Below are 26,262 nucleotides of genomic sequence, written 5' to 3'. Positions count from 1 at the left end.
GGCCTCTCCCGTGACCCCCCGCCCCCGCAAACCGTCCGACGAAGCCGGGAAGAGCCGCAAGACGGCGAAACCCGCGAAGAGCACCGCAAGCACCACGAGCGCGAAGAGCACGAAGAGCACCACGAGCGCGAAGAAGGCGGCGGCGAAAGCTCCGGCGAAGGGCGGCCGGGCGACGGGCGCCCCCGCGGTCACCGAACCCCCGGCCACCGAACCCGTGGTCACCGAATCCCCGATCGCCGAGTCGCCGGTCACCGAGTCGCCGGTCACCGAGTCCCCTGTTATGGACGGCGACCGCGCCCGGCTCCTGAGCGGCACCCACCACGACCCGCACGGCGTCCTCGGCGCCCACTCCGTCCCCGGCGGCACGGCGTTCCGTGCGCTGCGCCCGTACGCCACGGCGGTAACCGTGATCGCCGACGGCCTGCACGCCGAGCTGCGCGACGACGGCGACGGCTTCTTCTCCGCCGTCCTGCCGCTGCGGACCGCGCCCGACGACTACCGGCTGCGCGTCACGTACGAGGAGACGGAGCTGGAGATCCACGACACGTACTCCTTCATGCCCTCGCTCGGCGAGTTCGACCTGCACCTGATCGGTGAGGGCCGGCACGAGCGGCTGTGGGACGCGCTCGGCGCCCGGCCGATGATCCACCAGGGGGCGACCGGCACCCGGTTCACGGTGTGGGCGCCCAACGCGCGGGGCGTGCGGGTGGTCGGCGGCTTCAACTTCTGGGACGGCGTGGGCTTCCCGATGCGCTCGCTCGGCGGCAGCGGCGTCTGGGAGCTGTTCGTGCCGTCCGTCGGCGAGGGCGAGCTGTACAAGTTCGAGATCACCCGGCCCGACGGCTCGACGACCCTGCGCGCCGACCCGCTCGCGCGCCGCACGGAGACGCCGCCCGCGAACTCCTCGGTCGTGCACGAGTCGCACCACGAATGGCACGACCAGGAGTGGCTGGCGCGCCGCGCGGACCTGTCGCCCCACGAGGCGCCCTTCTCGGTGTACGAGGTGCACCTCGCCTCCTGGCGCCCCGGACTGACCTACCGGCAGCTCGCCGAGCAACTCCCCGCATATGTCAGCGACTTGGGCTTCACGCACGTCGAGCTGATGCCGGTCGCCGAGCACCCCTTCGGCGGCTCCTGGGGCTACCAGGTCACCGGCTTCTACGCCCCGACCGCCCGCCTCGGCACCCCCGACGACTTCAAGTTCCTGGTCGACGCCCTGCACCGGGCGGGGATCGGCGTCCTCATGGACTGGGTCCCCGCGCACTTCCCGCGCGACGACTGGGCGCTCGCCGAGTTCGACGGCCGCCCCCTGTACGAGCACGAGGACCCGGCGCGGGCCGCGCACCCCGACTGGGGGACCCTCGAATTCGACTACGGCCGCAAGGAGGTCCGTAACTTCCTCGTCGCCAACGCCTGTTACTGGTGCGAGGAGTTCCACATCGACGGGCTGCGCGTCGACGCCGTCGCCTCGATGCTCTACCTCGACTACTCCCGCGAGCACGGCGAGTGGACCCCGAACGCGCAGGGCGGCCGCGAGAACCTCGACGCCGTCGCCTTCCTCCAGGAGATGAACGCCACCGTCTACCGCCGCGCCCCCGGCGTCGTCACCATCGCCGAGGAGTCCACGGCCTGGGACGGCGTGACCCGGGCGACGCACCACCAGGGGCCCGGCGGCTTCGGAGGCCTCGGCTTCGGCCTGAAGTGGAACATGGGATGGATGCACGACTCCCTCGGCTACGTGGCGAAGGAGCCGGTGCACCGCAAGCACCACCACAACGAGATGACGTTCTCCATGGTGTACGCGTACAGCGAGAACTACGTCCTGCCCATCTCGCACGACGAGGTCGTGCACGGCAAGCGCTCGCTCGTGTCGAAGATGCCGGGCGACTGGTGGCAGCAGCGCGCCAACCACCGCGCCTACCTCGCCTTCATGTGGGCCCACCCCGGCAAACAACTCCTCTTCATGGGGCAGGAGTTCGCACAGGGCGCCGAGTGGGCGGAGGGGCACGGCCCGGACTGGTGGCTGCTCGACCCGGCGTACGGCGCGGAGGCCGACCACCGGGGCGTGCGCGACCTCGTCCGCGAGCTCAACACCGTCTACCGCCGCGAGGGCGCCCTCTGGCAGCGCGACACCGACCCCGGCGGCTTCGCCTGGGTCGACGGCGACGCCGCCGAGGACAACGTCTTCGCCTTCCTGCGCTATCCCGCGTCAGGCGGCGACGGCACCCCGCTGCTCGCCGTCTCGCACTTCTCGCCGGTCGTCCGGCACGGCTACCGCCTCGGCGTGCCGGAGGAGTTCGCCGCCTGGCAGGAGGTCCTGAACACGGACGAGGGCCGCTACGGCGGCGGTGACGTCACCAACCCCGACCCCCTCAAGCCGGAGCCGGTGGCGTCCCACGGCCGTCCCGCGTCCCTGCGCATGACCCTGCCGCCGCTGGCTACGATCTGGCTCCGACCTGCGTGACCTACTTGACCTGCATGACCTGCTTGAGCGCGACGGGCAGCTCCTCGGCGTACAGGACGCCGAGGCGCTGCGTGGCCCGGGTCAGCGCCACGTACAGGTCGCTGGTGCCGTACCGCGCGGGCTCGACGACCAGGACCGTGTCGAACTCCAGGCCCTTCGCCTGACGCGGGTCGATCAAAACGACCGGCCGCGTCAGGTCCGGGGCCTGCCCGGCCGTCACCCCGGGCAGCTCCGCGGCGAGCTCCGCGTGGAGCTCGCGGGGGGCGATCACCGCGAGGCGCCCCTCCTCCCGCGCTTCGGCGGCCACCGCGTCCGCCACGGCGGTGGCGAGGTCGTCCGCGCGGCGCGCCCAGGGCCGTACGCCCGTGGACCGCACCGAACTCGGCGGCGTGAAGTCGGGCCGCTCCAGGCGCGGCACCTCCGCCGCCACGTCCATGATCTCCACAGGCGTGCGGTAGTTGACACCGAGCCGGGTGTACTCCCAGCGGTCCTCGACGTACGGCGCGAGGATGCTCTCCCACGAGCCGCAGCCGCCCGCCTCCGCGGTCTGCGCCGGGTCGCCGACGAGCGTCATGGAGCGGGTCGGGCAGCGCCGCATGAGGAGTCGCCAGGCCATCGCCGAGAGCTCCTGCGCCTCGTCGACGATGATGTGCCCGAACGCCCAGGTGCGGTCGGCCGCCGCGCGCTCGGCGGCGCTGCGGTGGTCGGCCTCCTCCTGGCGCTCGGCCATCCGCTCCGCGTCGATGATGTTGTGCGCGAGCAGGACCTCGGCGTCGTCCTCGTCCTTGTCCTCGAACTCGTACGTACGGGAGGCGCGCGAGACGTCGAGCACGCCCTGCGCGTACGCGATCTGCTTGGCCCGCTCGGCCTCGGCCGCCGCCCGCTCGGCGCTGTCGTCGTGGCCGAGCAGCTCGGCCGCCTCGTCGAGCAGCGGCACGTCGGCGGCGGTCCAGGGCGCGTCGTACGGCCGCCGGATGGCGTCCGCGTCCCGCTCGGACAGGCCCGTCGGCTCCTGGAGGAAGTCGGCGACGAAGTGCTGCGGGGTGAGCGTCGGCCACAGCTCCTCGATGGCCGCGTGCACGTCACCGCTGGCCGCGACGCCCTTGCCGAGCTGGGCGATGTCGTCGGGGCCCAGGAAGTTCGGTCCGCCGTACGGGTCGTGGCCGATGCGCTCGGCGAGCTGCGCGGTCAGCGCGTCGATGATCCGGAACGCGAAGTGCGGGCGGCCGAGGTTGTGCGGCACGTCGGCGGCGCGGGCCGCCTCGCGCGCCTGGTCGGCGATCGTCCAGTCCAGGATGAGATCGCCGTCGTCGTGCTCAATGATCACCGCTTCGCCCGGCTCGGGGGTCCGCTGCCGGTCGCGTACGGCGGCGGCGAGCACGTCCGCCATCTCCGCGCGGCCCTTCACCTCGGCCGCCTCCGCGCTTTCGGTGCCGGTCGCGGTCACGCCGGGGAAGAGTTCGCCGACCGTGGAGAGCAGCACGCCGGTCTCGCCGAGCGCGGGCAGGACCTCGCCGATGTAGCCGAGGAAGGCCGGGTTCGGGCCGACGATCAGGACCGCGCGCTTGGCGAGCAGCTCGCGGTGGGCGTAGAGGAGGAAGGCGGCGCGGTGCAGCGCGACGACCGTCTTGCCCGTCCCCGGGCCGCCCTCGACGACGAGGACGCCGCGGTGCGGGGCGCGGATGATGCGGTCCTGCTCGGCCTGGATGGTCTGCACGATGTCGTGCATGCGGCCGGTGCGCGCCGAGTCGAGCGCGGCGAGCAGCACCTCATCGGCGTCGGCGCCCTCGTGGCCGGTGCGGGTCGTATCGCCGAGATCCAGGATCTCGTCGTGCAGGTCCGTGACCTCGCGGCCCTTGGTGGTGATGTGCCGACGCCTGCGCAGGCCCATCGGGGTGTGGCCGGTCGCGAGATAGAAGGGGCGCGCGACATCGGCACGCCAATCGATCACGAGTGGGGTGCGTGCGGTGTCGGACGCGCGGATACCGATGCGTCCGATGTGATGGTCACGACCGTCGCGGAATTCGAGCCTGCCGAAGCAGAGCCCGTTCTCTCCCGCGTCGAAGGCGGCGAGCAGTCCGGACTGCTCGGCCACCAGGACATCCCGCTCCAGGCGCGCCTGGAGACCCGTTCCCACCTGCGACAACGACGTCTGCATGGCGGTCTCGGCCTCCTCGCGCAGCGCGTCCAAGCGCGCGTACAGCCCGGAGACGAATTGCTGCTCTTCCCGCAATTCCTCGGTTGACAATTCAGCCCCTCGCCAGTTACAGTGCTCTTATTGAACTTCTTCGCGAAGCCGCCCTGCTTGAAAGTCGACCCGGAAGTCGAGAAGTCAAGGCAAACGGGCAGAGATTCGCGAAAGAATCCAATATACGCAGAGAATCGCCCCGGACGTCAATTCGTCCGGGGCGTTTCTGTATCCGGAGCCAGGGCCCCCGGATTCCGGATTCCGGAACCAGGGCCTCAGAGCACGTCGGCCAGTTCCGCGAGCAGCTTCCGCTTGGCCCGCGCGCCCACCATCTGCAGCACGGGCTCACCGCCCCGGAACACGATCATCGTCGGCGCCGAGAGCACCCGGTACGCGATCGCGGTCTCCGGGCTGCGGTCCACGTCCAGCTGGACGATCTTCAGCCGCTCCGACTCCTCCCGTGCCAGCTCGCTCAGGACCGGCGCCAGCTGTCGGCACGGCCCGCACCAGTCCGCTGTGAACTCCACGAGCACGGGGCGGTCCGCCTCACCCAGCACCTCCCCCGCGAAATCCTCATCCGTCACTTCGGCCACTCCTGCTGCCTTCACTCCGCCACTCCCCTCGTCCGGTCATCCTGTGAGTTCGCACCGCGGCTCGGGGCCGCCCTCGATCGCCGCCTCGGCGCGCGTGAGCTGCGCCCCGACCTGATCGCGCACCGCGCCCAACTCGCCGATCAGGGCGTCGAGTTCGGTGAGCTTGCGGCGGTACACGGCGAGCGACGCGGGGCAGGAATCACCCTCCGGATGCCCCGAACGCAGACACTCCACGAAGGGCCGCGTCTCCTCCAGATCGAACCCGAAGTCCTGCAGGGTCCTGATCTGCTCAAGGAGGCGCACGTCGTCCTCGTCGTACGTGCGGTAGCCGTTGCCGGCCCGCCGCGCGGGAAGCAGCCCGCGGGACTCGTAGTAACGCAGCGTCCGCGTGGTCGTCCCCGCACGCGCCGCGAGCTCGCCGATTCGCATGCCCTGACGGTAATCCTTGACGCGGGCGTCAAGGCCAGGGGTTTCCGTCGCGGGCCTTCAGACCGGCGTGCCCAGGGCCGTGCGGAGCCAGTTGTCCGTGGCTCCGGGGGTCGGCTCCGGTGGGCCCGACGGGGGGCTCAGGATTTCGGCGGTGAGCTGCCAGTAGTGGTCGATGCGGGGTTCGGCGGCGAGCATGCGGTGCAGTGTGCGCCGGAAGCCCGCGGTGTCGCGCCGGTTGAGGGCGGCGGCGTGGGCGGCGACGAAGCAGTCGAGGGCCTCGCCGCGGTGCGGGGCACGGCCCGCGCGCAGATGCGCCGCCGCCAGCTCGTACGCCTCCGGGAGGCCTTCGTAGAGCACGGTGGGGCGGTATCCCTTGCCGGGCGTGTGCACCTCGGGCTGTCCGTAGTCGGTGTCCGCGCGGGGGCCCGCGACGAAACAGGGGCTGACCACGAAGTCGTGCAGCCGGGCGAAGGCGAGCACCTGCGCCGGGGTGGGGGCGTCGGGCGGGGGCGGCACCGCCCGGTCGACGACGGCGGTGACCACCCGCGACGGCAGGCGCGCGGGCAGCCAGCAGCGCCAGAACCGGGCGAGTGCGGCCGTATCGGGAGGTGTGGACACCGCCCCGATCAGGCGCAGCCGCTCGGCGCGCTCCTCGGCGGTGCAGTCGGTCAGGAGTTGCAGGGCCGCCTCCCGCCAGCGCAGGGCGGCCAGGCGTGACCCGACCTCCTTCAGTTGTCCCGCGACGATGTCCGCCAGCTCGTCCTGCCCGTCGAGGACCCGGCCGACGTCGGGGACCGGCAGGTCGAGGGTGCGCAGGGAGCGGATGAGGCGGAGCCGGTCGAGGGCGTCGGGGCCGTAGCGGCGGTGGCCGCCGCCGCTGCGGGCGGCTTCGGGCAGCAGGCCTCGGTCGGAGTAGAAGCGGACGGTCTTGACCGAGACGCCCGCCCGTTCGGCGAGCTGTCCGATGCTCCACATGCCGTTGCACTGCACGCGGTTGCTTGGCATGTCTTCCGGCAGCACGACTTGAACCTCCCTCAGGGGGAGTTCCTACCGTACCGGCGAGCGCGGGCGGCCCCTCGGCCGGACCGCGCGGAACACGGTGTGCGGAGCGTACGAGGAGGAGGACGCATGACGACGTTCGTGCTGGTGTCGGGCGGGTACACGGGCGGCTGGCTCTGGCGGGACGTGGCCGCCGGGCTGCGTTCGGCGGGGGCCGAGGTGCATCCGGCGACGCTCACGGGCCTCGGCGACCGCCGCCATCTGGCGGGGCCCGGGGTCGACCTCGACACCCACATCGAGGACCTCACCCAGCTGATCGACCACATCGACGCGCCCGACGTGGTCCTCGTCGGCTACTGCTACGGCATCTATCCGTCCGCGGGCGCCGCCGACCGGCGCCCGGACCGGATCGCCCGGCTCGTGTACCTGGACTCGCCCATGCCCCAGGACGGTTACTCCATGATCGACCAGATACGCGAGCAGATGCCCGACGGTCCGGCCCGCGACCGGGCGCTGAGCCAGCAGGAGCGGGCCGAGGACGGCTGGCGGATCCCGGCGCCCTCCCGCGCCGAGTGGCAGGCCCACGGCAACCTCGCGGGCGTTTCCGACGAGGCGCTCGACCGGCTCGCGCGCCTCGCCTCCGCGGCGCCCGCAGGACCGTACGCGCAGCGGCTTCGGGTCTCGGAGGCGGTCGGCGCCCTTCCGATGACCGGCGTCTTCTGCACCACCGGCGGGACGATGGACATCGCCGGGCTCGGGGCCCTGGTGGCATCGGGGCTGCCGCTCGTCCAGCACCTGGCCGACCCGCGCGCCGCCTTCTTCGAACTGGCCACGGGACACTGGCCGATGCTCTCCATGCCGGACGAGCTGACCGGCGTACTGCTGCGGGCGGCGGCGGGCGAGGGGCACCGGCTCACGGCCATGCCCGCGCCCCTGTCCTAGGACTCGGCGCCTGCGGGCTTGTCGTAGGTGAGGAAGATCGTGCCGCTGTCGAGGAGAACGGCGTCCGTGCGCTCGTACAGGACCGGGTCGAAGGCGGTCTTCTGCGCGAACAGGGGCGTGCCCGAACCGAGCGTCAGCGGGCCCAGCTTGACGACGAGCCGGTCGATCTCGCCACGCAGCACCCCGGCGAGCTCGCCGCCGCCGCACAGCCAGATGTCCTTGCCGTCCTCCCGCTTCAGTTCCCGCACCCGCTCGACCGGGTCGGTGGCGACCAGTTCGATGCCGGGGTCGGGGTTCTCGGTGAGGGTGCGGCTGAAGACGAGGTGGCGCAGGTGCGGATAGCAGTTGGCGAAGCCCGCGGCCACACCGATCTCGTACGTCCGACGGCCTTCGAGGATCGTGTCGAAGTGGGTCCCCTCCGCGGTGACGCCGAGGGCTTCTCGCGCGGGGGCCGGCAGGGTCTCCGGGTAAGTCTGCGCGAGGTGCTGTACGTAGTCCTGCGCGATGGGCCAGAACCCGTCGGGGCCGGTGGGGTCGGAACCGTCGGGACCGGCGATGAACCCGTCGAGGCTGACGGCGATGAAGTAGACGAGCTTGCGCATACGGCTCCTTGTACTCTGATTGAAGTGGTCTGAACGTAGTACTTCAGATGGAGTGGTGTCAACGGTTTTCGGCGCACTCCCCTGAATCAGCTCCGCGCCCGCGCGTTCCGGGCCAGCCACTCCTGGAGCTCGCTGTGCCGGAACTGGTAGACGCCACCGACGACGCGGAGCAGACCCGCGTGGTAGGCCCAGGCCAGGAACGCGTCGAGGGTCAGGGGCAGGCGGCCCCGGAGGCGGGCGGCCAGCAGGAGGAGGGCGTGGATCGGGGGGCCGACCAGATGTACTGCCGCATAGGCGACGGCGAGGTGGACGACCCCGGCGAAGCCGACCAGCGTCACCGCTCCCAGGCCGCCGATGAGCGAGACGAAAACCACGCCGAGCGGCAGCAGCCAGCGGACGCCGCTCCACGCGCTCCCCACCGCCTCTCGCACGCGCTCCTCCGTGCCCTCGCCCAGCAGGAAACACCCCAGGGTGTACGCGCCGACGATCCCGACCGTGGCTCCCGGCCCAAATCCGCCGGACGGCCACAGCGGCGTGGGGTCCAGGGCGTAGCCGCACCCCATGCCGCCCCCGGCGATCGAGTAGCCGCGCGCGAAGCCGAGACGTACCAGCACGATGACCGTGCCGCCCACTACGGCCCCGTAGACGGCGGCCCCCGGCAGCGAATCGACCGCCGAAAGCCGGAACCCCGCGAGCCAGCCGCACACCGGCAACACCGCGCAGCCGACCATCTCCCGCCGCCCGGTATGGGCGACGAAGTCCTCGACCCTCGCGAGGGCGCCGGCGGCGACGACGCCGCCCACGAGTCCGATCGCGTACCACCCCCGCGGCGGGACAGGCGGATACCAGTCGCCGTACGCGAACGCGGCGCCCAGGACCATCGCCGCCGCGGGCACCAGGGCCTTGTAGCCGACCTCGCACGCTCGCCCGGCGAAGCCGAGCAATCGCTCCCCCACCCGCGCGGGCATCCGGCGCACCCTCTCGGCCACCCGTGCGGGCTCGCGCTCGCCCATCCTCCCGGCCCAGCCGAGCCCGGCGGTGGCCGCCACAAAAACGGCGAAGAACCAGGAGGCCACCTCGCCCGCCCGGTGCTCCCACCACGCCTCGGGGAAGCAGCGCGCCAGCAGCGGCGGCACCGTGAGGAGGGCCGCGCAGACCAGCGAGAGACTGGTGAAGACCGCCAGGACCACCGTGGTCCACTTGCCCACGACCACCGCCACCGAAGCGATCCCGCCGCCCGGGTCCACCAGGTGATGCAGCCACCGGTGGACCGCCCCTGGCTCGTACTCCGCCTGACGGCCGCGCACCGACCGCGCCCCCGCGACGCTCAGCCTGGCCTGCCGGGCGGCGGCGTTCGCCGCGGCCGTCGCGGTCGGGACGCAGCGCGCGAGCAGGTACTCGCGCAGCTCGTCCTCGGAGGCGAAGTCGGCGAGCGGGCGGAGGGGGCGGAGCGGGCCCGGCGGCGCGCCGTACACGGCGAAGGCGAGGCCCAGGTAGAACGGTGAGCTCAGCAGCCTTGCGACCGGCCCCGCCGCGCTGCCGCGCATCACGTCGGCCACGTCGTCCATCGGGGACGCCCGCCCGTCGGACCGCAGTTCGACATAGATACCGGCCTGGTCCGCGTCGACGCCCGCGATGCGCAGCAGCGTCGCCTCCCTCAACCAGGTCTGCTGCGCGGCGAGTTCGGCATAGCGCTCCTCGCGGCAGGTCAGTACGAGGGGGGCGCTGCCGCCCACGTACTGGTAGTGGTTCAGCTCCCGCAGCGCTTCGTGGGCCCGGTCCGAGCCGTCCGGCCCGACTTCGGCGTCCATCTCGTCCAGACCGTCCAGGACCGGGACGACGAGGCGGCGCGCGACGAGCTCCGTCGCCGCGGCGCCATCCACCTCGTACGACTTGACGAGGCTGGTGACGAGCCAGCGCTCGAGGCCGCCCTCGGCCCTGCGCAGCCGCCACCACCTGCGGACGCGCGGCGGCGGCAGGTCGCGGATCGAGAGGCGGACCGGTACCGGGGCGCCGGGGGTGCGGGCCGCCAGGAGGCGCACCACCAGATGCACCGCGAGGACCGTCTTGCCCGCGCCCGGCGGCCCGGTGACGACCAGGCGGTCCGGCGCGGCGCAGTACCACCGTGCGACGTCGGAAAGCAGTTGACGTCCCGGCGGGTTCGCGCTGCCGCTGCGGGGCTCGACGTCCACGTGCAGGTCGATGAGGTGCGCTCCGGTGCCGAGCATGTGGGTGCTCTCGGCGACCTCGACGTCCTCGACGGAGGCCGCGAGCCCGCCGAGGGCGACGGACAGTCCGTCGCTCGCCTTCTGCAGGCGCAGGGCACTGAGGCTGAGGGCCGAGCCGATCAGCAGGGCGAGCACTCCGAGCGGAAGACCGAGCACCCCCGCCACGTCCTGCGGCTGGAGCCCCTCCCCGCGCAGGGACCAGGACGCCCAGGCCCCACCCGCCAGCAGGGTCCCCACCCCGCCGCCGAACAGCCACCGCGCGCTCCCCCGACCCTGCCGCGCCCCCATGTCCCGCAGCATGCCCGAGGCCCGGCGCACGGGCCAGACCAAAGCCGGGCCGCCCCTGGTGGGGCGGCCCGGCGAGTGGTCCGGCGGGTGATTCGCTACCGGTACCGAACGTGCGACTCAGCGCTGGAGCTGCGACTCCCGGCCCGGTGCGCGGTCCTCGGAGGGACCCTCGCCGTCGGTCGGCGCCACGGACTCATCGCCCCGGCCCTTGCGCGGCAGCAACACCGCGACAAGGACCGTTCCGACGCCGAGGATGCCCGCGCCGATGAGGCTGGTGTGGGCCACCGCGTCCGAGAACGCGGAGCCGACCGCGTCCGCCATCTTGCCCGCGCCCTGCGCGAGTTGGTCGGCCTGCCCCTTGAGCTGGGCGGCCTGCTGCTGCGAGCTCGCGTGGGCCGCCTTCTCGGCCGCTGCCTGCGCCTTCTCGCCGATGCCCTGCGCCACCGCGTAGCCCGCGCCGACCGAGTCCTGCGCGGTGTCGAGCGTGCCGGCCGGCAGCTTCGTCCCGGAGGCCTCGGCCGCGTCCGCCAGCTTCGAGGAGTACGAACTGGCGAGCACCGAGCCGAGGATGGCGATGCCGAGCGAGCCGCCGAGCTCCAGGGAGGTGTCGTTGACCGCGCCGCCGACGCCCAGTTCGGACTCGGGGAACGCGCCCATGATGGCGTCGGTGCAGGGCGAGAGCGCGAGGCCGATCGCCAGGCCGAGGATGATCAGCGGGGCCACGAAGTCCCCGTACGAGGAACCGGCGTCCACCCGCGTGAGCAGCGCGAGCGCCACGGTGCCCGCGACCATGCCCGCCGACACCGTGATCTTCATGCCGATGCGCGGGGTCAGGTAACCCGTCAGCGCCGACCCGACGAAGACCGCGCCCGCGAGCGGCAGCATGCGCACGCCCGTCTCCAGCGGGTTGTAGCCGAGTACGAACTGCAGGTGCTGCGTGAGGTAGTAGAACGCGCCGAAGACCGCGAGGAAGAAGAGCGCCACCGCGAGGTTCGAGCCTGCGAAGCGGCGGTCGAGGAAGCGGCGGACGTTCAGGATCGGGTGCGGGTGGCGGAGCTCCCAGACCACGAAGGCCAGCAGGCCCACGCCCGCGACGACCGCCGCCGAGACCGCCTTCGCGTCCCAGCCGAAGTGCGGGCCCTGAATGATCATGTAGACCAGCGCGCCGGTCCAGACGACGGAGAGCAGACCGCCGACGTAGTCGATCCGGTCGTGGTGCCCGGCCTTGGACGGCGGGATGAGTACGAACGCGCCGACGATGGCGAGCGCGGCGACCGGCACGTTGATCAGGAAGGTCGACGACCAGCCGTGGTCCTCCAGGAGCGCGCCCGCGACCAGCGGCCCCGCCGCGATGGCGAGACCCGCGGTGGCGGTCCACAGCACGATGGCCTTGGCCCGCTCGGCGCGCGGGAACGTCGCGGCGAGCAGCGACAGCGTGGCGGGCATGATCATCGCCGCGCCGAGGCCCATCACCGCGCGGGAAGCGATGACCCCGCCCGAACTCTCGACGAGCGAGCCCGCGACCGAGCCCGCGCCGAACACGACGAGGCCGAGCACGAGCGCGCCGCGGCGGCTGTACTTGTCGCCGATCGCGCCGAGCAGCAGCATCAGCGCGGCGTACGGGACGGTGTATCCGTCGATGACCCACTGCAGGTCGGAGCTGGAGAGCCCGAGGTCCTTGGTCATGTCGGGGGCGGCGACGGTCAGCGCCGTATTCGCCATCACGATGATCAGCAGACTCAGGCACAGCACGCCCAGCGCCCACCAGCGCCGCGCGTACGGCTGCTTCATCTCCTCGACCGGTTGCTTCATGACGAGAGCCACCGAAGCCTCACCCTTCCATGCTCCAAGTACGTTCTGCCTGCCGGTGACCTTGCACAGCACTGTGCAATTACACACGACTGTGCAACTTACGCCATTGCACACCGCCGTGCAAAACAGGGCAGAGACGGCGGAGCGGCCCTGGGCTCAAGCCCGGAAACCACCCGCGGAACCCGCATGCACAATGGAGCCCATGAGCCGAGCCGACGCCAACCGCCGCCGCATCCTGGAGGTGGCCCTCGCCGAGCTGCTGCGCGATCCGGACGCCTCCATGGACCAGATCGCGCGCGCCGCGGGCGTCGTGCGCAGGACGGTGTACGGCCACTTCCCCAGCCGGGAGGCGCTGATCGGCGCGCTCATCGACGGCGCGGCCGAGGCGGTCGCCGCGGCCCATGCCTCCGGGCGCGCACGGTCGGACGACCCCGCCGAATCGCTCGCCCACTCGATGGTCGCCGTCTGGGAGATCGCCGACGGCTACCGCCTGCTCATCGCCCTCGCCCAGCGCAGCGTCGCGATGGAGGGCATCAGACAGCGCCTCGCCCCGGTCCGCGCGGAGTGCGTGAACGTCCTCCGCCACGGCCTGGAGCAGGGCGCGTTCACCTCACCCCTGCCGCCCGCCGCCCTCGCGTACGTGCACGAACAGCAGCTCTTCGGCCTGATGGAGGCCGTCAACGACGGCCTGCTCGCCCCGCAGCACGCGGGCCGGGCCGCGGCATCGACGGCACTCATGTCGGCGGGGGTTCCGGCGGAACGGGCGCGGGAGATCGTGGCGTCTCTGTCGTGACTCCGGCCGGGGATATGACACAGGCGCTCAGAGCGAGGACGACGACTCCGACTCGCCCGGCGGGGCGTCCCCCGCGTCGGCCCCTGCCGTCCCCTCCGCCGGTGGAAGTCCCGCCCTCGCGCGCATGATGTCGGCTCTCGCGTGGATCAGGAGAGCGATGGCCTTGACCACGGCGGCGCCGCCCGTGCCGATCGCGAGGACCATTCCGCTGACCGCCGTGATGATCTGGCCCGTCTCGGACGGCTCGAACTGGAGGCCCGCGTGGACGTCCAGGATTCCGGCGGTGATTTCGTGGGTGAGGAAGAAGGCGAGGATCGAAAGTGCCGCGAGGGCCGCGATGAGGGCCGCGTCCGTACGGCGGCGTCTGCGCCGCGCCAGGTACGCGTTCTGACGGTCATGAGCGGCCGACTTCCGGCCCGCCGGGTGGCTGGGGATCAGTACGTGGTGACCGAATTCGTTTCCCCACACTCGTAGGAGAGGGATCAGGCGGGGCCTGGCGGAGCGTATCCGGTCCAGCCCCACGTCTCCCGCTTCGTACTCCCCCAGTGCGTGAGCTGCCTCTCGTGGCACCAGAGTGACGGACAGAAAGTCCTCTGCCTGGTCCGAGAGCATCAGGTCTTCCATGGTCACCCTCCCCTCGACCGAGGTGCCCCGCATCGAGATCCCCCGCTTGAACTCGACGTCTTCCAGCGAGCAGGCCCCACTGATCGCCGCCATGTCCAGGTCCAGCCGCGGGGCGCAGACGCTGCCCTTAATGGAGAGGTCTTGAATCCGCGTCACCGACAGGCACACTGCATTTCCGGTGAAGACGGCTTGACGGAAGGCCACGTTGACCATTCTCGCCTGGTGAAAAGATACGGATCCGTCAAATCGGGAATGATCGAAGCGGACGTCATCACGGAATGTCGCCCTTCCCCACAGGGCTCTCTGCGCGAACCAGGCCCCCTCGAATTCCGTGCGCCCCCAGAACCGTGCGGCGGTGAACACACCTGCTCCGGTGAAGTTCGAGCCCGAGAAATGAGTGGCCCCATAGAAATCCGCCTCGTCGAAGTAGGCGTTCCCGGAGAAACGGGCCTCCTCGAACAAGGCGTTGCCGCTGAACGTCACCCCGGTGAAGCGGGCCTCACCCGTGAACGTCGCCCCGACGAAGCCCGCCTGCCCGAACCGGCAGCTCCGGCTCGCAGGGTCGTACAGGGCCCTTTTCAGAGCACCCAGCAGCTCGGCGTCGAAGCTCGTGCCCCGGTGGTCCACGTCATCGCCCGGCCGCAAGCCCTCGAAGTAGGCGTTCCGCGCGTCCGCGTCCAGGTGCGCCAGGCACACGCCCCGGCGCACCACTTCCCCACCGCACCCCACGCCCGCACTCCGGCCAGCGGGTGGGCATTGAGATCGTCATGGTCTGATCACACCAAGACGAGAAGCCCGGCCGCAGGGATTTCGCGGATCACCGCGCCCTCACGGCTACGGCTACGGCTACGGCTACGGCTACGGCTACGGCCACAGCTACACCTTCAACGGCGCCTTGCCGTCGTCACGCTGCTCCGGCACCGGGTCCACGTCACGCGCGTCCGACGGCGCGGCGACCTCGTGCCCGTCGTCCACCAACGTACGTTCGTCGAAGGGCAGTTGACCGGCGAGGACCGCCGTGACCCGCTCCTTGTCGACCTCCTTGGTCCAGGTGCCGATCAGCAGCGTGGCGACGGCGTTGCCCGCGAAGTTGGTGAGGGCACGCGCCTCGCTCATGAAGCGGTCGACGCCGATGATCAGGCCGACCCCGTCGACAAGCGCGGGCTTGTGCGACTGGAGCCCGCTCGCGAGGACCGCGATGCCCGAACCGGAGACGCCCGCCGCGCCCTTCGACGCGATCATCATGAAGAGCAGCAGCGAGATCTGCTCACCGACGCCGAGCGGCTGGTGCATGGCCTCGGCGATGAAGAGCGAGGACATGGTCAGGTAGATCATGGTGCCGTCGAGGTTGAAGGAGTAGCCGGTCGGCACGGTGATGCCGACGACCGGGCGGCTGACTCCCAGGTGCTCCATCTTCGCGATGAGCCGCGGCAGCGCGGACTCGGAGGACGAGGTGGAGAGGATGAGCAGGAACTCGCGGCCCAGGTACTTGAGCAGCTTGAAGAGGTTGACCCCGGTCACGAGCCGCACCAGCGTGCCGAGTACCACCACGATGAACAGGGCGCAGGTGACGTAGAACCCGATCATGATCGTGGCGAGCGCCTTGAGCGCGTCGACGCCGGTCTCGCCGATGACGGCCGCCATCGCGCCGAACGCGCCGATCGGAGCCGCCCACATGATCATGCCGAGGACCCGGAAGACCAGCTTCTGGATGTGCTCGATGCCGCGCAGCACCGGCTCGCCGGAGCGGCCCATGGCCTGCAGCGCGAAGCCCACGAGCAGCGCCACGAGCAGCGTCTGGAGGACTTCGCCCGCGGTGAAGGCGGAGACGAGCGTCTTCGGGATGATGCCGAGCGCGAAGTCGACGAGCCCCTTGTCCGCCTCCTTGGCCGCCGTGTGGCCCGCGCCCTTCTCGGACTCGGTGATGTCCATGCCCGAACCCGGGTGCAGGATGTTGCCGACGATGAGGCCGATGGCGAGCGCTACGACGGACATCGCCATGAAGTAGGCGAGCGCGAGGCCACCCACCTTGCCGACCTTGGCGGCCTTGCGCACCGAGCCGACGCCGAGAACGATCGTGCAGAAGATGATCGGCGAGATCATCATCTTGATCAGGCTCACGAAACCCGCGCCGACCGGCTTGAGGTCCTTGGCGAAGTCCGGCCAGATGAACCCGACGGCGATGCCGATCAGTACGGCGCCGATGACGGCGAGGTAGAGGTAGTGCGTGCGGTCCCGCTTGGCTGCGGGCTGCGCTTGTGGGTCGGCCGTGGTGGTCACGGGGCCCTCCTTGAACGACGTCGTCGGCGTTGTGGTGCCTCAGGTGGCTCTGGTGCCTTCGGTACGTGCGGCTCACGTTCCGCGTGATCGGCCCACGTCCCGCGTGATCGGGCTTACGCCCCTGCGTGACCGGCTCCCGTCCCGGGCGATCCCGGTGACTATCTCCCGGCCTGTGAGGGCGGTCACCCTTGCGTTCATTTAGTTCGCACTTATACGACCGCTTGTACGAGGAGGCAGACTGGCACCATGTCCCGCACCCCTCCCGGCCGCCCGCGCCGACTGCCGCGCAGCCTGGCGGGCCAGCTCTTCGCGATGCAGATCGTGCTGGTCGCGGTGGTGGTCGCCGGGTGCGCGCTCTTCACGTATCTGAGCGACAAGCACCAGGGCGAGGAGAGCGCGCACCGACAGGCGACCGCGGCGGCGCGCGCGGTCGCGGACTCCCCCTCGGTACGGGAGGCGATCCGCGGCGGCGACCCGTCGAAGGAACTCCAGCCGTACGCGGCACGGGTGCAGCGCGACACGGGCGTCGACTTCGTCACGATCATGGACCGGCGCGGCATCCGCTGGACCCACCCGGACGAGCGCCGCATCGGCGAACGCTTCCTCGGCCACCGGGCGGCCGCGCTCCGCGGCCGGACCTTCACGGAGACGTACACGGGGACGCTGGGCCCGTCGGTGCGCGTCGTCACCCCCGTATGGGCCGGTCCCGCCGCCGGGGACGGCCGCATCGTCGGGCTCGTGAGCGCCGGGATCACCATCGAGGAGATCACCGCGAAGGCCCGCGGCCAGCTCGTCGCGCTGCTCGGCGTCGCGGCGGCGGCCCTCGTACTCGGCGGCATCGGTACGTACGTCATCAACGCCCGCCTGCGCCGCAGCACCCACGGCATGAACGCCGGGGAACTGAGCCGCATGCACGACTACCACGAGGCCGCGCTGCACGCGGTGCGCGAGGGCCTCGTGATGCTGGACGGACAGCGGCGGATCGCGCTCATCAACGACGGCGGCCGTGAACTGCTCGGCGTCCCCGACGGCCCCGCCATCGGCCGCAACGTCGCCGAGCTCGGACTCCCCGCGCCCTTGACCGGCGCGCTGCTCGCCACGGAGCCCCGGGTCGACGAGCTGCACCTGACCGCCGACCGCGTGGTGGTCGTCAACACCTCCCCCGTGACGGGCGGCGAGCGGCGCGGCACGGTGGTCACCCTGCGCGACCACACCGAACTCCAGGCGCTCGCCGGGGAGCTGGACTCCGAGCGCGGCTTCACGCGGGCGCTGCGCTCGCAGGCCCACGAGGCGGCGAACCGCCTCCACACGGTGGTGTCCCTCATCGAGCTCGGCCGTGCGGACGAGGCCGTCGACTTCGCCACCGCCGAGCTGGAGCTGGCCCAGGCGCTCACCGACCAGGTCGTCGCCGCCGTCAACGAGCCCGTTCTCGCGGCTCTGCTGCTCGGCAAGGCGGCGCAGGCGAACGAGCACGGCGTGGAGCTGGTCGTCTCGGCCGACAGCAGCATCGACGACGGCATGCTCCCAGAGGCCCTCTCCGCCCGCGACCTGGTGACGGTGCTCGGCAACCTCATCGACAACGCGGTCGACGCGGCACAGGGATCGCACGTGGCCCGGGTCACCGTCACGGCACGGGCGGACGAGGCGGGCCTCCTCCTGCGCGTCGCGGACACGGGTCCGGGCGTCGACCCGGCCCAACGCCGCTCGGTCTTCGAACGCGGCTGGTCGACGAAGGCGCCGACGGGCCGCGGCCTCGGCCTGGCCCTGGTCCATCAGACGGTCACCCGTAACGGCGGCACACTGACGGTCCGGGAGTCGGCGGAGGAGGGCGGAGGAGCGGAGTTCGAGGTGACACTGAGAGCGACCACCCGGCCTACGCCTTCCGCTGCCACCACTGCCACCGCCACCACCGCTGCGCCCACGGGTGACGGAACCGACCAGGAAGGCGTCCAGTGATCCGCGTTCTCGTCGTCGAGGACGACCCCGTCGCGGCAGACGCCCACGTCCTCTACGTGAACCGCGTCCCCGGCTTCGAGGCCATCGACCGCCCCGCCCACTCCGCCGCCGAGGCCCGCCGCGTCCTCGACCGCACCCCGGTCGACCTGATCCTCCTGGACCTACACCTCCCCGACGGCCACGGCCTCCAGCTGGCCCGCTCCCTGCGCGCGGCCGGGCACCCCACGGACGTGATCGCGGTGACCTCGGCCCGCGACCTGGCGGTCGTCCGCGAGGGCGTCTCCCTCGGCGTCGTCCAGTACGTCCTGAAGCCCTTCACCTTCGCCACCCTGCGCGACCGCCTCACCCGTTACGCCGAGTTCCGCACCGCCGCCGCCGACGGCGAGGCCACCGGTCAGGACGAGGTGGACCGCGCGCTCGCCACCCTGCGCGCGCCGGGCCCCGCCGCCCTGCCGAAGGGCCTCAGCGGGCCCACCCTCGAACGCGTCATCCACACCCTGCGCGCCGCCCCCGAGGGCCTGACCGCCACCGCGGCGGCCCAGTCGGCCGGTCTGTCCCGCATCACCGCGCGCCGCTACCTGGAGCATCTGGTCGACACGGCGCGCGCCGCCCGCAGCCCGCAGTACGGCCATGTCGGCCGCCCCGAACTCGTCTACCGCTGGCTCGCCGCGGGCGACTGAGAGCCTGTGTCACCTCCCCGGCGGGCGCCCTCTTCCCACCCCGGGCGCCTCACCAACGTACGTCCGATAACAACGTTGTCACGTTGCTGAAAAGCATCAATTCACAGCCCCCGCAGGGGCATTGACCTTGCTCGGAGCGCGCCCGTACGTTCACCGGGCAACCCGCGTGGCGAACCGGCCGCGTCGGTCAGTAGGAGGTCGTGCCCGTGCGCCCCACCACCACCCCCCTGCTCCTCACCGCCTCCGCCCTGCTCGCCGCCGGCACCCTCACCGCGTGCGGCGGCGGCTCAGGCGACGACCCCGACACCGTGAAGGTCTCCTTCAAGCAGTCCACGGACAACAAGATCAAGGTCATGGACACCTACCTGGAAGGGGTCAAGAAGCAGTTCGAGAAGGAGAATCCCGGCAAGAAGGTCAAGCTGGTGCCGATCAAGGCGCCGGACTCCGAGTACTACACCAAGCTGCAACAGATGATGCGCTCCCCGAAGACCGCACCCGACCTGGTCTACGAGGACACCTTCCTCATCAACTCGGACATCACCAGCGGGTACTTGAAGCCGCTCGATCCCTACCTGGACAAGTGGCGGGACTGGGACCAGTTCATCGAGACGGCGAAGACGGCGGCGAAGGCGGCCGACGGCAAGACGTACGGCGTGCCGGACGGGACGGACACCCGCGGCCTCTGGTACGACAAGGCCATCTTCAAGAAGGCGGGCCTGCCCGCGAACTGGCAGCCCAAGACCTGGGACGAGGTCCTCGACGCGGCCCGCACGGTCAAGGAGAAGGTCCCTGACGTCACCCCGCTCAACGTCTACACCGGGAAACCGGCGGGCGAGGCGGCGACGATGCAGGGCTTCGAGATGCTCGCGTACGGCACGGGCGAGGACCCGCTCTACGACCCCGGATCGAAGAAGTGGATCACGGGCAGCAAGGGGTTCGAGGACTCCCTGAAGTTCGTGGAGACCGTCTACGAGGAGAAGCTCGGCCCGGACGTCTCGGACGCCCTCGACCCGAACTTCCCCACCCGCGTCCGCGGGGAGCTGCTGCCCGAGGGCAAGCTGGCGATCAACCTCGACGGCTCGTGGCTGCCGCAGGACTGGGGCAAGGGCGCGGGCCACGAGTGGCCCGAGTGGTCGCGGAAGCTGGGCCTCGCGGCCATGCCGACGCAGCACGGCCAGGCGCCCGGCAAGGTGAGCATGTCGGGCGGCTGGACCTGGTCGGTCCCGGCCAAGGCGGACAACCCCGACCTGGCGTTCAAGTTCATCGAGACCATGCAGACCAAGGCCAACGCCAAGAAGTGGTACATCGCCAACTCGGGGATCGCGGTCCGCAAGGACGTCGCGGCCGACCCGGCGTACGTGAAGGCGCAGCCCGGCATCAAGTTCTTCACCGACCTGGTCTCCTCGACGCACTACCGGCCCGCCTACCCCGCGTATCCGAAGGTCTCCACGGCGATCCAGGAGGCGATGGAGACGGTGACGACGGGCGACGGCTCGGTGGAGGACGCGGCGAAGGGGTACGCCGAGGAGGTCGATTCGGCGACGGACGGCGAGGTCGTGGAGAAATAGCGGCACGGGCAGGCCGTACCGCCCTCGCGACCAGAGAGTGAGTCCCGTACGTGACTACCGCATCCCCCGCGGGCCCCGGCGGCGTCGCCAAGACGTCGCCGGGCCGCCCGGCCGCCGCCCCGCCGGACACCCGGGCCCGGATCCGCCGGGGCCTGCTCCGGGCCCTGCCCGTCTCCCCCGCCGTCATCCTGCTCGTCCTCTTCCTCGCGGGCCCGATCGGCTACTGCGCGTACATCGCCTTCACCGATCTCCAGCTCACCGGCCAGGCCGAGTCGAGCTTCGTGGGGTTCGACAACTTCCGTGAGGCATTCGGTGACGAGCGGTTCATCAACGCCGTCTGGCTCACCCTCGTCTTCACGGTCCTGTCCTCCCTCATCGGCCAGAACACCCTGGGCCTGGCCCTCGCCTCCCTCATGCAGCGCGCGTCCAAGCCGGTCCGCACCCTCACCGGCGCGATCGTCGTCACGGCCTGGGTCCTGCCGGAGGTCGTCGCGGGCTTCCTGCTGTACGCCTTCTTCCGCCGCGAGGGCACCCTGAACGCGGTGCTCGACTTCCTCCATCTCCCGTCCCAGAAGTGGATGTTCACCCTGCCGATCCTGGCGGTGTCGTTCGCGAACGTCTGGCGGGGCACGGCCTTCTCGATGCTCGTCTACTCGGCCGCCCTGAACGAGATCCCCAAAGAGATCACCGAGGCCGCGGAGGTCGACGGCGCGAGCGGCTGGCGGAAGATGTGGCACATCACGCTGCCGATGATCCGCCGCTCGATCGGCACCAACCTCATGCTCAACACCCTCCAGACGCTCTCCGTCTTCGGGCTGATCTGGGTGATGACGCGCGGCGGCCCGGGAAACGACAGCCAGACGCTCCCGCTCTTCATGTACGAGCAGGCCTTCCAGAAAAGCATGATCGGCTACGGCACCGCCGTGGCCCTGCTGCTCCTCCTGGTCGGCTCCCTCTTCTCCCTCGTCTACATGCGCCTGCTGCGTACGGAGGTCTGAGTGGCCGTCGATGACAGTTCACACGCGGCGCCTTCGCGCACGCTCCGGACGCGCCGCACCAAGCACCGGCTCGCGGCCGACGCGGGGCTGCTGTTCGTGGCCGCGGCGTTCGTGCTCCCGCTCGCCTGGGTGGTCCTCTCGTCCTTCGACCCGAAGGCGGACCTCAGGGTGCGGGTCCCCGACAGCCTCACCCTCGACAACTACGACCAGGTACTCACCCCCGAGATCACCTTCACCCCGCTCCTCAACAGCCTCCTGCTGTGCGGCGGCGGCACGCTGCTCACGGTGGTCTGCGCGGCCCTCGCCGCCTACCCGCTCTCGCGCTACCGCTCCCGCCTGAACCGCCCCTTCATGCTGACGATCCTCTTCGCGACGAGCCTGCCGATCACCGCGATCATGGTTCCGGTTTACGCCCTCTTCGTCCAGGTCGACCTGATCGACACGATGCAGGGCACGATCTTCTTCTTCGCCGCGTCCCAACTCCCGTTCGCCATCTGGCTGATGAAGAACTTCATGGACGGCGTGCCCAAGGAGCTCGAAGAGGCGGCGTGGACCGACGGCGCGTCGTCCTTCCAGTCCCTCCTGCGGATCGTGCTCCCGCTGATGGGTCCCGGCGTGGCCGTGGTGACGGTCTTCTCCTTCGTCATGATGTGGGGCAACTTCTTCGTCCCCTTCATGCTCCTGCTCACCCCGGAGCAGATGCCCGCCTCGGTCAGCATCAACGACTTCTTCGGCAACAAGGGGACCGTGGTCTACGGCCAGCTCGCCGCGTTCTCCATCCTCTACTCCACGCCGGTGATCCTCTTGTACGTCCTGATCTCGCGGAAGCTCGGCGGCGGATTCGCCCTGGGCGGGGCGGTGAAGGGCTGAAAACAGGCTTCCCCCGCGGACACAGAACTGTGACATGAGTTCGCGCCGATACGTCCCCGGCGCCCCATTCGTGGCTACACATCTCCCTGGTATCGGGCCCTGCTCCGCACTAGCGTGCTGAACTCGCGCCCTCCCCCCACCTCGCCAGGAGCCGACAGTGAACCGCCCTCTCCGCCTCGCGGCGGCCGCCCTCACCGCGGCCGCGGCCCTGCTCCTGACGTCCTGCGGCAGCGACGACGACACGTCCAAGGACGACGACAAGATCGCCGGTGCGGACCAGGGGGACGGCAAGAAATCGACGCCGCCGGACGAGCCCGCGCAGGACGTCGCGGAGCGGCCGAGGATCGAGCTTCCGTCGGACCTGACGTACGAGTTCGAGTGGAACAAGACCGGTGACAAGAAGAAGGACGCCGTCCTGGCCGACACCGAGCAGTACCTGAAGGCCGTCGACCTGGCGATCGCCGAGCAGAAGCCCCTGCACAAGGCCTACCGGTTCTACTCCGAGGGCGAAGCCGCGGCCGGCAGCCAGAAGTTCGTGCAGGAGTACGTCAAGTACAAGGACCGGATCACCGGCACCAAGCGCTACTTCAACGCCCGGGTGGACCTCACGGGCGGCAGGACGGCAGGCGTCGTCTACTGCGAGGACCAGCGCAAGGCGCACAACAAGAGCCTGAAGACGGGGAAGACCGCGAAGGCGGCGGCGCCGTCCAAGGACGACTTCGTGCTCTACAGCAGCCGACTGCACGTGAACGATCAGGGCGTCTGGGTCACCGAGACGACCACATCCGACCGGGGGAACGACACATGCCAGCCATGAGCAGGAAGCCACTCAAGCCCCTCAAGCCCCTCAAGCCACTCAGGCCACTCATTGCCGCCGGAGCCGTGGCGATGGCCGCGGCGCTGCTGCTCCCGGCGCCCGCGGCCGCGCGCACCGGCCACGGCGGCACCGCGAACGGCGACGCCCAGGGCCCCACCGAGGACGGCGGTGACGGCTCGCTGCTTGCCACCGCGGGCGGCATCCGCTACGACGACTCCAAGAACGGCTCGGGCCCCAAGGCCGGGCCCATCGCCCCCGCGGGCGACTACAGCCCGCCGCCCTGCTGGTACGGCCCCACCTACACCCCCGCCCAGTTCAAGAAGGAGCGCGAGGCGATCTGGTCGGTCGACTCCACGGGCGCCCAGTGGGACCTGGAGCAGCGCAAGCGCTACGTCAAGGGCGAGCCGTACAAGAACTTCAACCTCGACAAGGCCGGCAAGGGCTACTGGTGGACCGCGTTCCCCAACAAGACGTACCCGCCCGGCTGGGACAAGTGCACCAAGGAGACCTTCTGGGTCGACGAGAACGAGCCGCCGCCCGCCGACCTCCCCGCCCTCGACCCGGAGATCCTGGCGAAACTCGCGTACGCCAGGATCCGCGTCCCCGGCACCGAGGTGAAGCTGGCCCCCGACGCCGCGACCAAGGTGAACCTGCCCACCTGGGCCTGGCTGGACGGCGCGGAGTTCAAGCCGGTGTCGGTCACGGCCAGGGTCGATGTCCTCGGCATCGAGGCGACGACGACCGCCGAACCCGTCTCCCTCAAGATCGACCCCGGCACCGCGGACGCGGAGACGTACCCCGCGGACGGTGTCTGCGACCTCGTCGGCGACAAGATCGGCACGCCCTACGCCAAGGGCAAGGCCAAGGAGACCCCGCCCTGCGGCGTGAAGTACCTGCGCTCCTCGGGCGAAGGATCGTACCCGCTGAAGGCCACGGTGACGTGGAAGATCCACTGGACGGGCACCGGTGTGAACGGCGAACAGCAGCTGCCCGACGGCGAGTTCGGCGCCGAGCAGGACGTGGTGGTGCAGGAGGTCCAGTCCGTCAACCGCTGACGCGAGACGGTCCGCCGGGCCGGGTGCGCGCGGTTCCGGCAGCCGTACCTTCCCACCAATCAGCAACCTCGTAGAAACACACCGTAGTCACCGACCCCGCAGGCGCCTACGGTGTGCCCGTGCAATCGAGCCAACCGCCGCACCAGCCGACGCCTCCCTTCAACTTCCCCGCCGCCCGGCGCCTGCGGGAGGCGCTCGGGATGGCGCACGGCCATGTCGCCTACGGGATGCGGGCCAGTTACGGCCTCGCGTACGTCACCGCCGACACCATCGCCTCCTGGGAGCGGGGGCTCTCCGCGCCGACCTCCGCCGAGCTCACCGCGCTGGCCGCCACCCTGTGGTGCTCGCCGGGGGATCTGATGGGGGCCGCGCGGACCCTGCGCGAGCACCGGCTCGCGCGCGGGCTCGCACCGGAGGACGTGGCGCGCGAGGCGGGCGTGGAGATCCAGTCGTATCTGCGCATGGAGGAGACCGGTACCTGGCGCGGCAACGAGCGGCAGTCCGCCGCCCTGGCCCGGGTCCTGGCCCTTTCAGCGGCCGACTTCGTCACGGTGACAGGGCGGGCCGACGCGCTCGCCGAGCTGCTGCGCAGCGCCGTCACGACGCGGTGGCAGGGATACGTGCGGCCGGTGGCCAAGCTGCTGCCGGTGGAGAAGCGGCACGTCGAGGGCGCGCTGCGGCAGATGCACGAGGACTACCAGTCCCGGATGACGCGCACGCTGAGCTGGGGCGGCGGGGCCGGTTCCGACGCGTCCGGGGAGGCCGGACGGGACTTCCTTGAGCGGATCCTCGAACACTTCTGGTCGCTGGTACGGGGCGGGCGGGGCTGAGATCCCGCCCGCCCCGGGCCGACGAGGGTACGGGGGCCTAGAAGACCGACTCCGCCTCGTCCATCCGGTCCTTCGGGACCGTCTTCAGCTCCGTGACGGCCTCCGCGAGCGGCACCATCGTGATGTCCGTGCCGCGCAGCGCCGTCATCCTGCCGTAGTCGCCGCGGTGCACCGCCTCGACCGCGTGCCAGCCGAAGCGGGTCGCGAGGACGCGGTCGTACGCGGTGGGGGTGCCGCCGCGCTGGACGTGGCCGAGGATGACCGGCTTGGCCTCCTTGCCGAGCCGGGCCTCCAGCTCGTACGCCAGGGCCGTGCCGATGCCCTGGAAGCGCTCGTGGCCGAACTGGTCGATCGCGCCCTTGCCGTAGTTCATCGTGCCGTCCTGCGGGTGCGCGCCCTCGGCGACGCAGATCACCGCGAACTTCTTGCCGCGCGAGAAGCGCTCCTCGACGAGGGCGACCAGGTCGGCGGGGTCGAAGGGACGCTCCGGCAGGCAGATGCCGTGCGCGCCGCCGGCCATGCCGGACTCCAGGGCGATCCAGCCCGCGTGGCGGCCCATGACCTCCACCACCATCACGCGCTGGTGGGACTCGGCGGTGGTCTTGAGGCGGTCCATCGCCTCGGTGGCCACGCCGACCGCCGTGTCGAAGCCGAAGGTGCGGTCGGTGGAGGAGATGTCGTTGTCGATCGTCTTGGGGACGCCGACGACCGGCACGCCCGCGTCGGACAGCAGGCGGGCCGCCGTCAGGGTGCCTTCGCCGCCGATCGGGATGAGCGCGTCGAAGCCGCTCTTCTCGATGAGTTCCTTGGCGTTGTCGCAGGCCGCGCGGAAGCGGGCGCGCTCCAGGCGGGACGAGCCGAGGATGGTGCCGCCGCGGGCGAGGATGCCGCTGACGGCGTTCAGGTCGAGGGCGCGGTAGCGCCCGTCGAGCAGGCCCGCGTAGCCGTCCTCGAAGCCGATGACCTCGTCGCCGTAATGCGTCACGGCGCGGTGCACGACCGACCGGATCACTGCGTTGAGGCCGGGGCAGTCGCCGCCCGCGGTGAGAATTCCGATACGCATCGCGCTGTGTCTCCTGCTCGCTGCTGGTACTTGTGAGCCGATCCGATTGTTCCATGGCCACAAAGGGGTCGCCGCTCACGGATGTCCGACGGATGTCTGATCGAGGGGCGGGCAGGGACCTTGGTACCGCCTCTGCCGGGCCTTTCGTCCGGCGGGCCGTCTATTCAGCCGCAGAGGTATTGT

21 protein-coding genes are annotated in these 26,262 nt (G+C 71.0%); 11 read left to right on the top strand and 10 right to left on the bottom strand.

Annotation, left to right across the window (positions count from 1 at the left end; all coding sequences use genetic code 11):
• The first annotated feature begins 10 nt into the window (after positions 1-10).
• Entirely contained in the window at positions 11-2,464 is a 2,454-nt protein-coding gene (gene glgB / locus ABZ953_RS15375) for a 1,4-alpha-glucan branching enzyme (RefSeq protein WP_361722694.1), read from the top strand.
• Position 2,465: 1 nt separating this feature from the next.
• Here the strand turns inward: glgB and ABZ953_RS15370 are convergent, their stop codons facing one another.
• The 4 genes from ABZ953_RS15370 to ABZ953_RS15355 all read right to left on the bottom strand — a co-directional run bounded on the left by ABZ953_RS15370 (position 2,466) and on the right by ABZ953_RS15355 (position 6,679).
• The gene (locus tag ABZ953_RS15370) at positions 2,466-4,712 is read right to left on the bottom strand and encodes a helicase (protein ID WP_361722691.1); all 2,247 of its coding nucleotides are present in this window, start codon (positions 4,710-4,712) and stop codon (positions 2,466-2,468) included.
• A gap of 215 nt (positions 4,713-4,927) precedes the next feature.
• Positions 4,928-5,245 (bottom strand): thioredoxin domain-containing protein, encoded by a 318-nt coding sequence (locus tag ABZ953_RS15365; RefSeq protein ID WP_361722777.1) that lies wholly within the window; start codon positions 5,243-5,245, stop codon positions 4,928-4,930.
• A gap of 36 nt (positions 5,246-5,281) precedes the next feature.
• Positions 5,282-5,674, bottom strand: coding sequence for a MerR family transcriptional regulator (locus ABZ953_RS15360; protein WP_361722688.1), 393 nt, complete (start codon positions 5,672-5,674; stop codon positions 5,282-5,284).
• 57 nt (positions 5,675-5,731) lie between these two features.
• The gene (locus ABZ953_RS15355) at positions 5,732-6,679 is read right to left on the bottom strand and encodes a MerR family transcriptional regulator (protein WP_361722685.1); all 948 of its coding nucleotides are present in this window, start codon (positions 6,677-6,679) and stop codon (positions 5,732-5,734) included.
• A 123-nt stretch (positions 6,680-6,802) separates the two neighbouring features.
• On the opposite strand from ABZ953_RS15355, the gene ABZ953_RS15350 reads away from it, so the two are divergent.
• Complete coding sequence (locus ABZ953_RS15350) at positions 6,803-7,615, top strand: alpha/beta fold hydrolase (RefSeq protein ID WP_361722682.1); 813 nt, start codon at positions 6,803-6,805, stop codon at positions 7,613-7,615.
• Here the strand turns inward: ABZ953_RS15350 and ABZ953_RS15345 are convergent.
• The 3 genes from ABZ953_RS15345 to ABZ953_RS15335 all read right to left on the bottom strand — a co-directional run bounded on the left by ABZ953_RS15345 (position 7,612) and on the right by ABZ953_RS15335 (position 12,557).
• Positions 7,612-8,217, bottom strand: a complete 606-nt coding sequence (locus ABZ953_RS15345) for a dihydrofolate reductase family protein (protein ID WP_361722679.1) — start codon at positions 8,215-8,217, stop codon at positions 7,612-7,614. The two genes, ABZ953_RS15350 and ABZ953_RS15345, sit on opposite strands and share 4 nt — an antisense overlap.
• Before the next feature lie 86 nt (positions 8,218-8,303).
• On the bottom strand, positions 8,304-10,763 hold the full coding sequence (locus ABZ953_RS15340) for an NACHT domain-containing protein (protein ID WP_361722676.1): 2,460 nt from the start codon (positions 10,761-10,763) through the stop codon (positions 8,304-8,306).
• Between the two features lie 87 nt (positions 10,764-10,850).
• The gene (locus tag ABZ953_RS15335; protein WP_361722674.1) at positions 10,851-12,557 is read right to left on the bottom strand and encodes an MFS transporter; all 1,707 of its coding nucleotides are present in this window, start codon (positions 12,555-12,557) and stop codon (positions 10,851-10,853) included.
• Between the two features lie 190 nt (positions 12,558-12,747).
• Here ABZ953_RS15335 and ABZ953_RS15330 point away from each other — a divergent pair, with 190 nt between their 5' ends.
• Positions 12,748-13,338 carry a TetR/AcrR family transcriptional regulator gene (locus ABZ953_RS15330; protein ID WP_361722671.1) on the top strand — a complete coding sequence of 197 codons (591 nt, stop codon included), beginning with the start codon at positions 12,748-12,750 and terminating at the stop codon, positions 13,336-13,338.
• Between the two features lie 27 nt (positions 13,339-13,365).
• Here ABZ953_RS15330 and ABZ953_RS15325 read toward each other — a convergent pair whose 3' ends face one another.
• Positions 13,366-14,658, bottom strand: a complete 1,293-nt coding sequence (locus ABZ953_RS15325; RefSeq protein ID WP_361722668.1) for a pentapeptide repeat-containing protein — start codon at positions 14,656-14,658, stop codon at positions 13,366-13,368.
• A gap of 180 nt (positions 14,659-14,838) precedes the next feature.
• Positions 14,839-16,242, bottom strand: coding sequence for a cation:dicarboxylase symporter family transporter (locus tag ABZ953_RS15320; RefSeq protein WP_361722665.1), 1,404 nt, complete (start codon positions 16,240-16,242; stop codon positions 14,839-14,841).
• 246 nt (positions 16,243-16,488) lie between these two features.
• On the opposite strand from ABZ953_RS15320, the gene ABZ953_RS15315 reads away from it, so the two are divergent.
• From ABZ953_RS15315 to ABZ953_RS15280, 8 genes are all read left to right on the top strand, one after another.
• Positions 16,489-18,198, top strand: coding sequence for a sensor histidine kinase (locus ABZ953_RS15315; protein ID WP_361722662.1), 1,710 nt, complete (start codon positions 16,489-16,491; stop codon positions 18,196-18,198).
• Positions 18,195-18,878 (top strand): response regulator, encoded by a 684-nt coding sequence (locus ABZ953_RS15310; RefSeq protein WP_361722659.1) that lies wholly within the window; start codon positions 18,195-18,197, stop codon positions 18,876-18,878. Before ABZ953_RS15315 ends, ABZ953_RS15310 begins: the two co-directional genes overlap by 4 nt.
• Before the next feature lie 206 nt (positions 18,879-19,084).
• The gene (locus ABZ953_RS15305) at positions 19,085-20,446 is read left to right on the top strand and encodes an extracellular solute-binding protein (protein WP_361722656.1); all 1,362 of its coding nucleotides are present in this window, start codon (positions 19,085-19,087) and stop codon (positions 20,444-20,446) included.
• Positions 20,447-20,586: 140 nt separating this feature from the next.
• On the top strand, positions 20,587-21,444 hold the full coding sequence (locus ABZ953_RS15300; RefSeq protein WP_361722774.1) for a sugar ABC transporter permease: 858 nt from the start codon (positions 20,587-20,589) through the stop codon (positions 21,442-21,444).
• Positions 21,445-22,314, top strand: a complete 870-nt coding sequence (locus ABZ953_RS15295) for a carbohydrate ABC transporter permease (RefSeq protein ID WP_361722653.1) — start codon at positions 21,445-21,447, stop codon at positions 22,312-22,314. It begins immediately after the preceding gene.
• Positions 22,315-22,471: 157 nt separating this feature from the next.
• Complete coding sequence (locus tag ABZ953_RS15290; protein WP_361722650.1) at positions 22,472-23,131, top strand: hypothetical protein; 660 nt, start codon at positions 22,472-22,474, stop codon at positions 23,129-23,131.
• On the top strand, positions 23,128-24,186 hold the full coding sequence (locus ABZ953_RS15285; protein ID WP_361722647.1) for a hypothetical protein: 1,059 nt from the start codon (positions 23,128-23,130) through the stop codon (positions 24,184-24,186). The genes ABZ953_RS15290 and ABZ953_RS15285 overlap by 4 nt, the downstream gene beginning before the upstream one ends.
• Positions 24,187-24,305: 119 nt before the next feature.
• A complete protein-coding gene (locus ABZ953_RS15280; protein ID WP_361722644.1) occupies positions 24,306-25,016 on the top strand; it encodes a helix-turn-helix transcriptional regulator in 711 nt (236 codons plus the stop codon).
• Positions 25,017-25,053: 37 nt separating this feature from the next.
• Here ABZ953_RS15280 and ABZ953_RS15275 read toward each other — a convergent pair whose 3' ends face one another.
• Positions 25,054-26,079: an ATP-dependent 6-phosphofructokinase gene (locus tag ABZ953_RS15275; RefSeq protein ID WP_361722641.1), complete on the bottom strand. Its 1,026-nt coding sequence runs from the start codon at positions 26,077-26,079 to the stop codon at positions 25,054-25,056.
• Between the last annotated feature and the right edge of the window lie 183 nt (positions 26,080-26,262).

It is taken from the genome of Streptomyces sp. NPDC046465, assembly GCF_040646035.1.
GTDB lineage: Bacteria > Actinomycetota > Actinomycetes > Streptomycetales > Streptomycetaceae > Streptomyces.
Note: the sequence above shows the minus strand (reverse complement) of the source record. Positions and strands in the feature narration are given on the sequence as shown.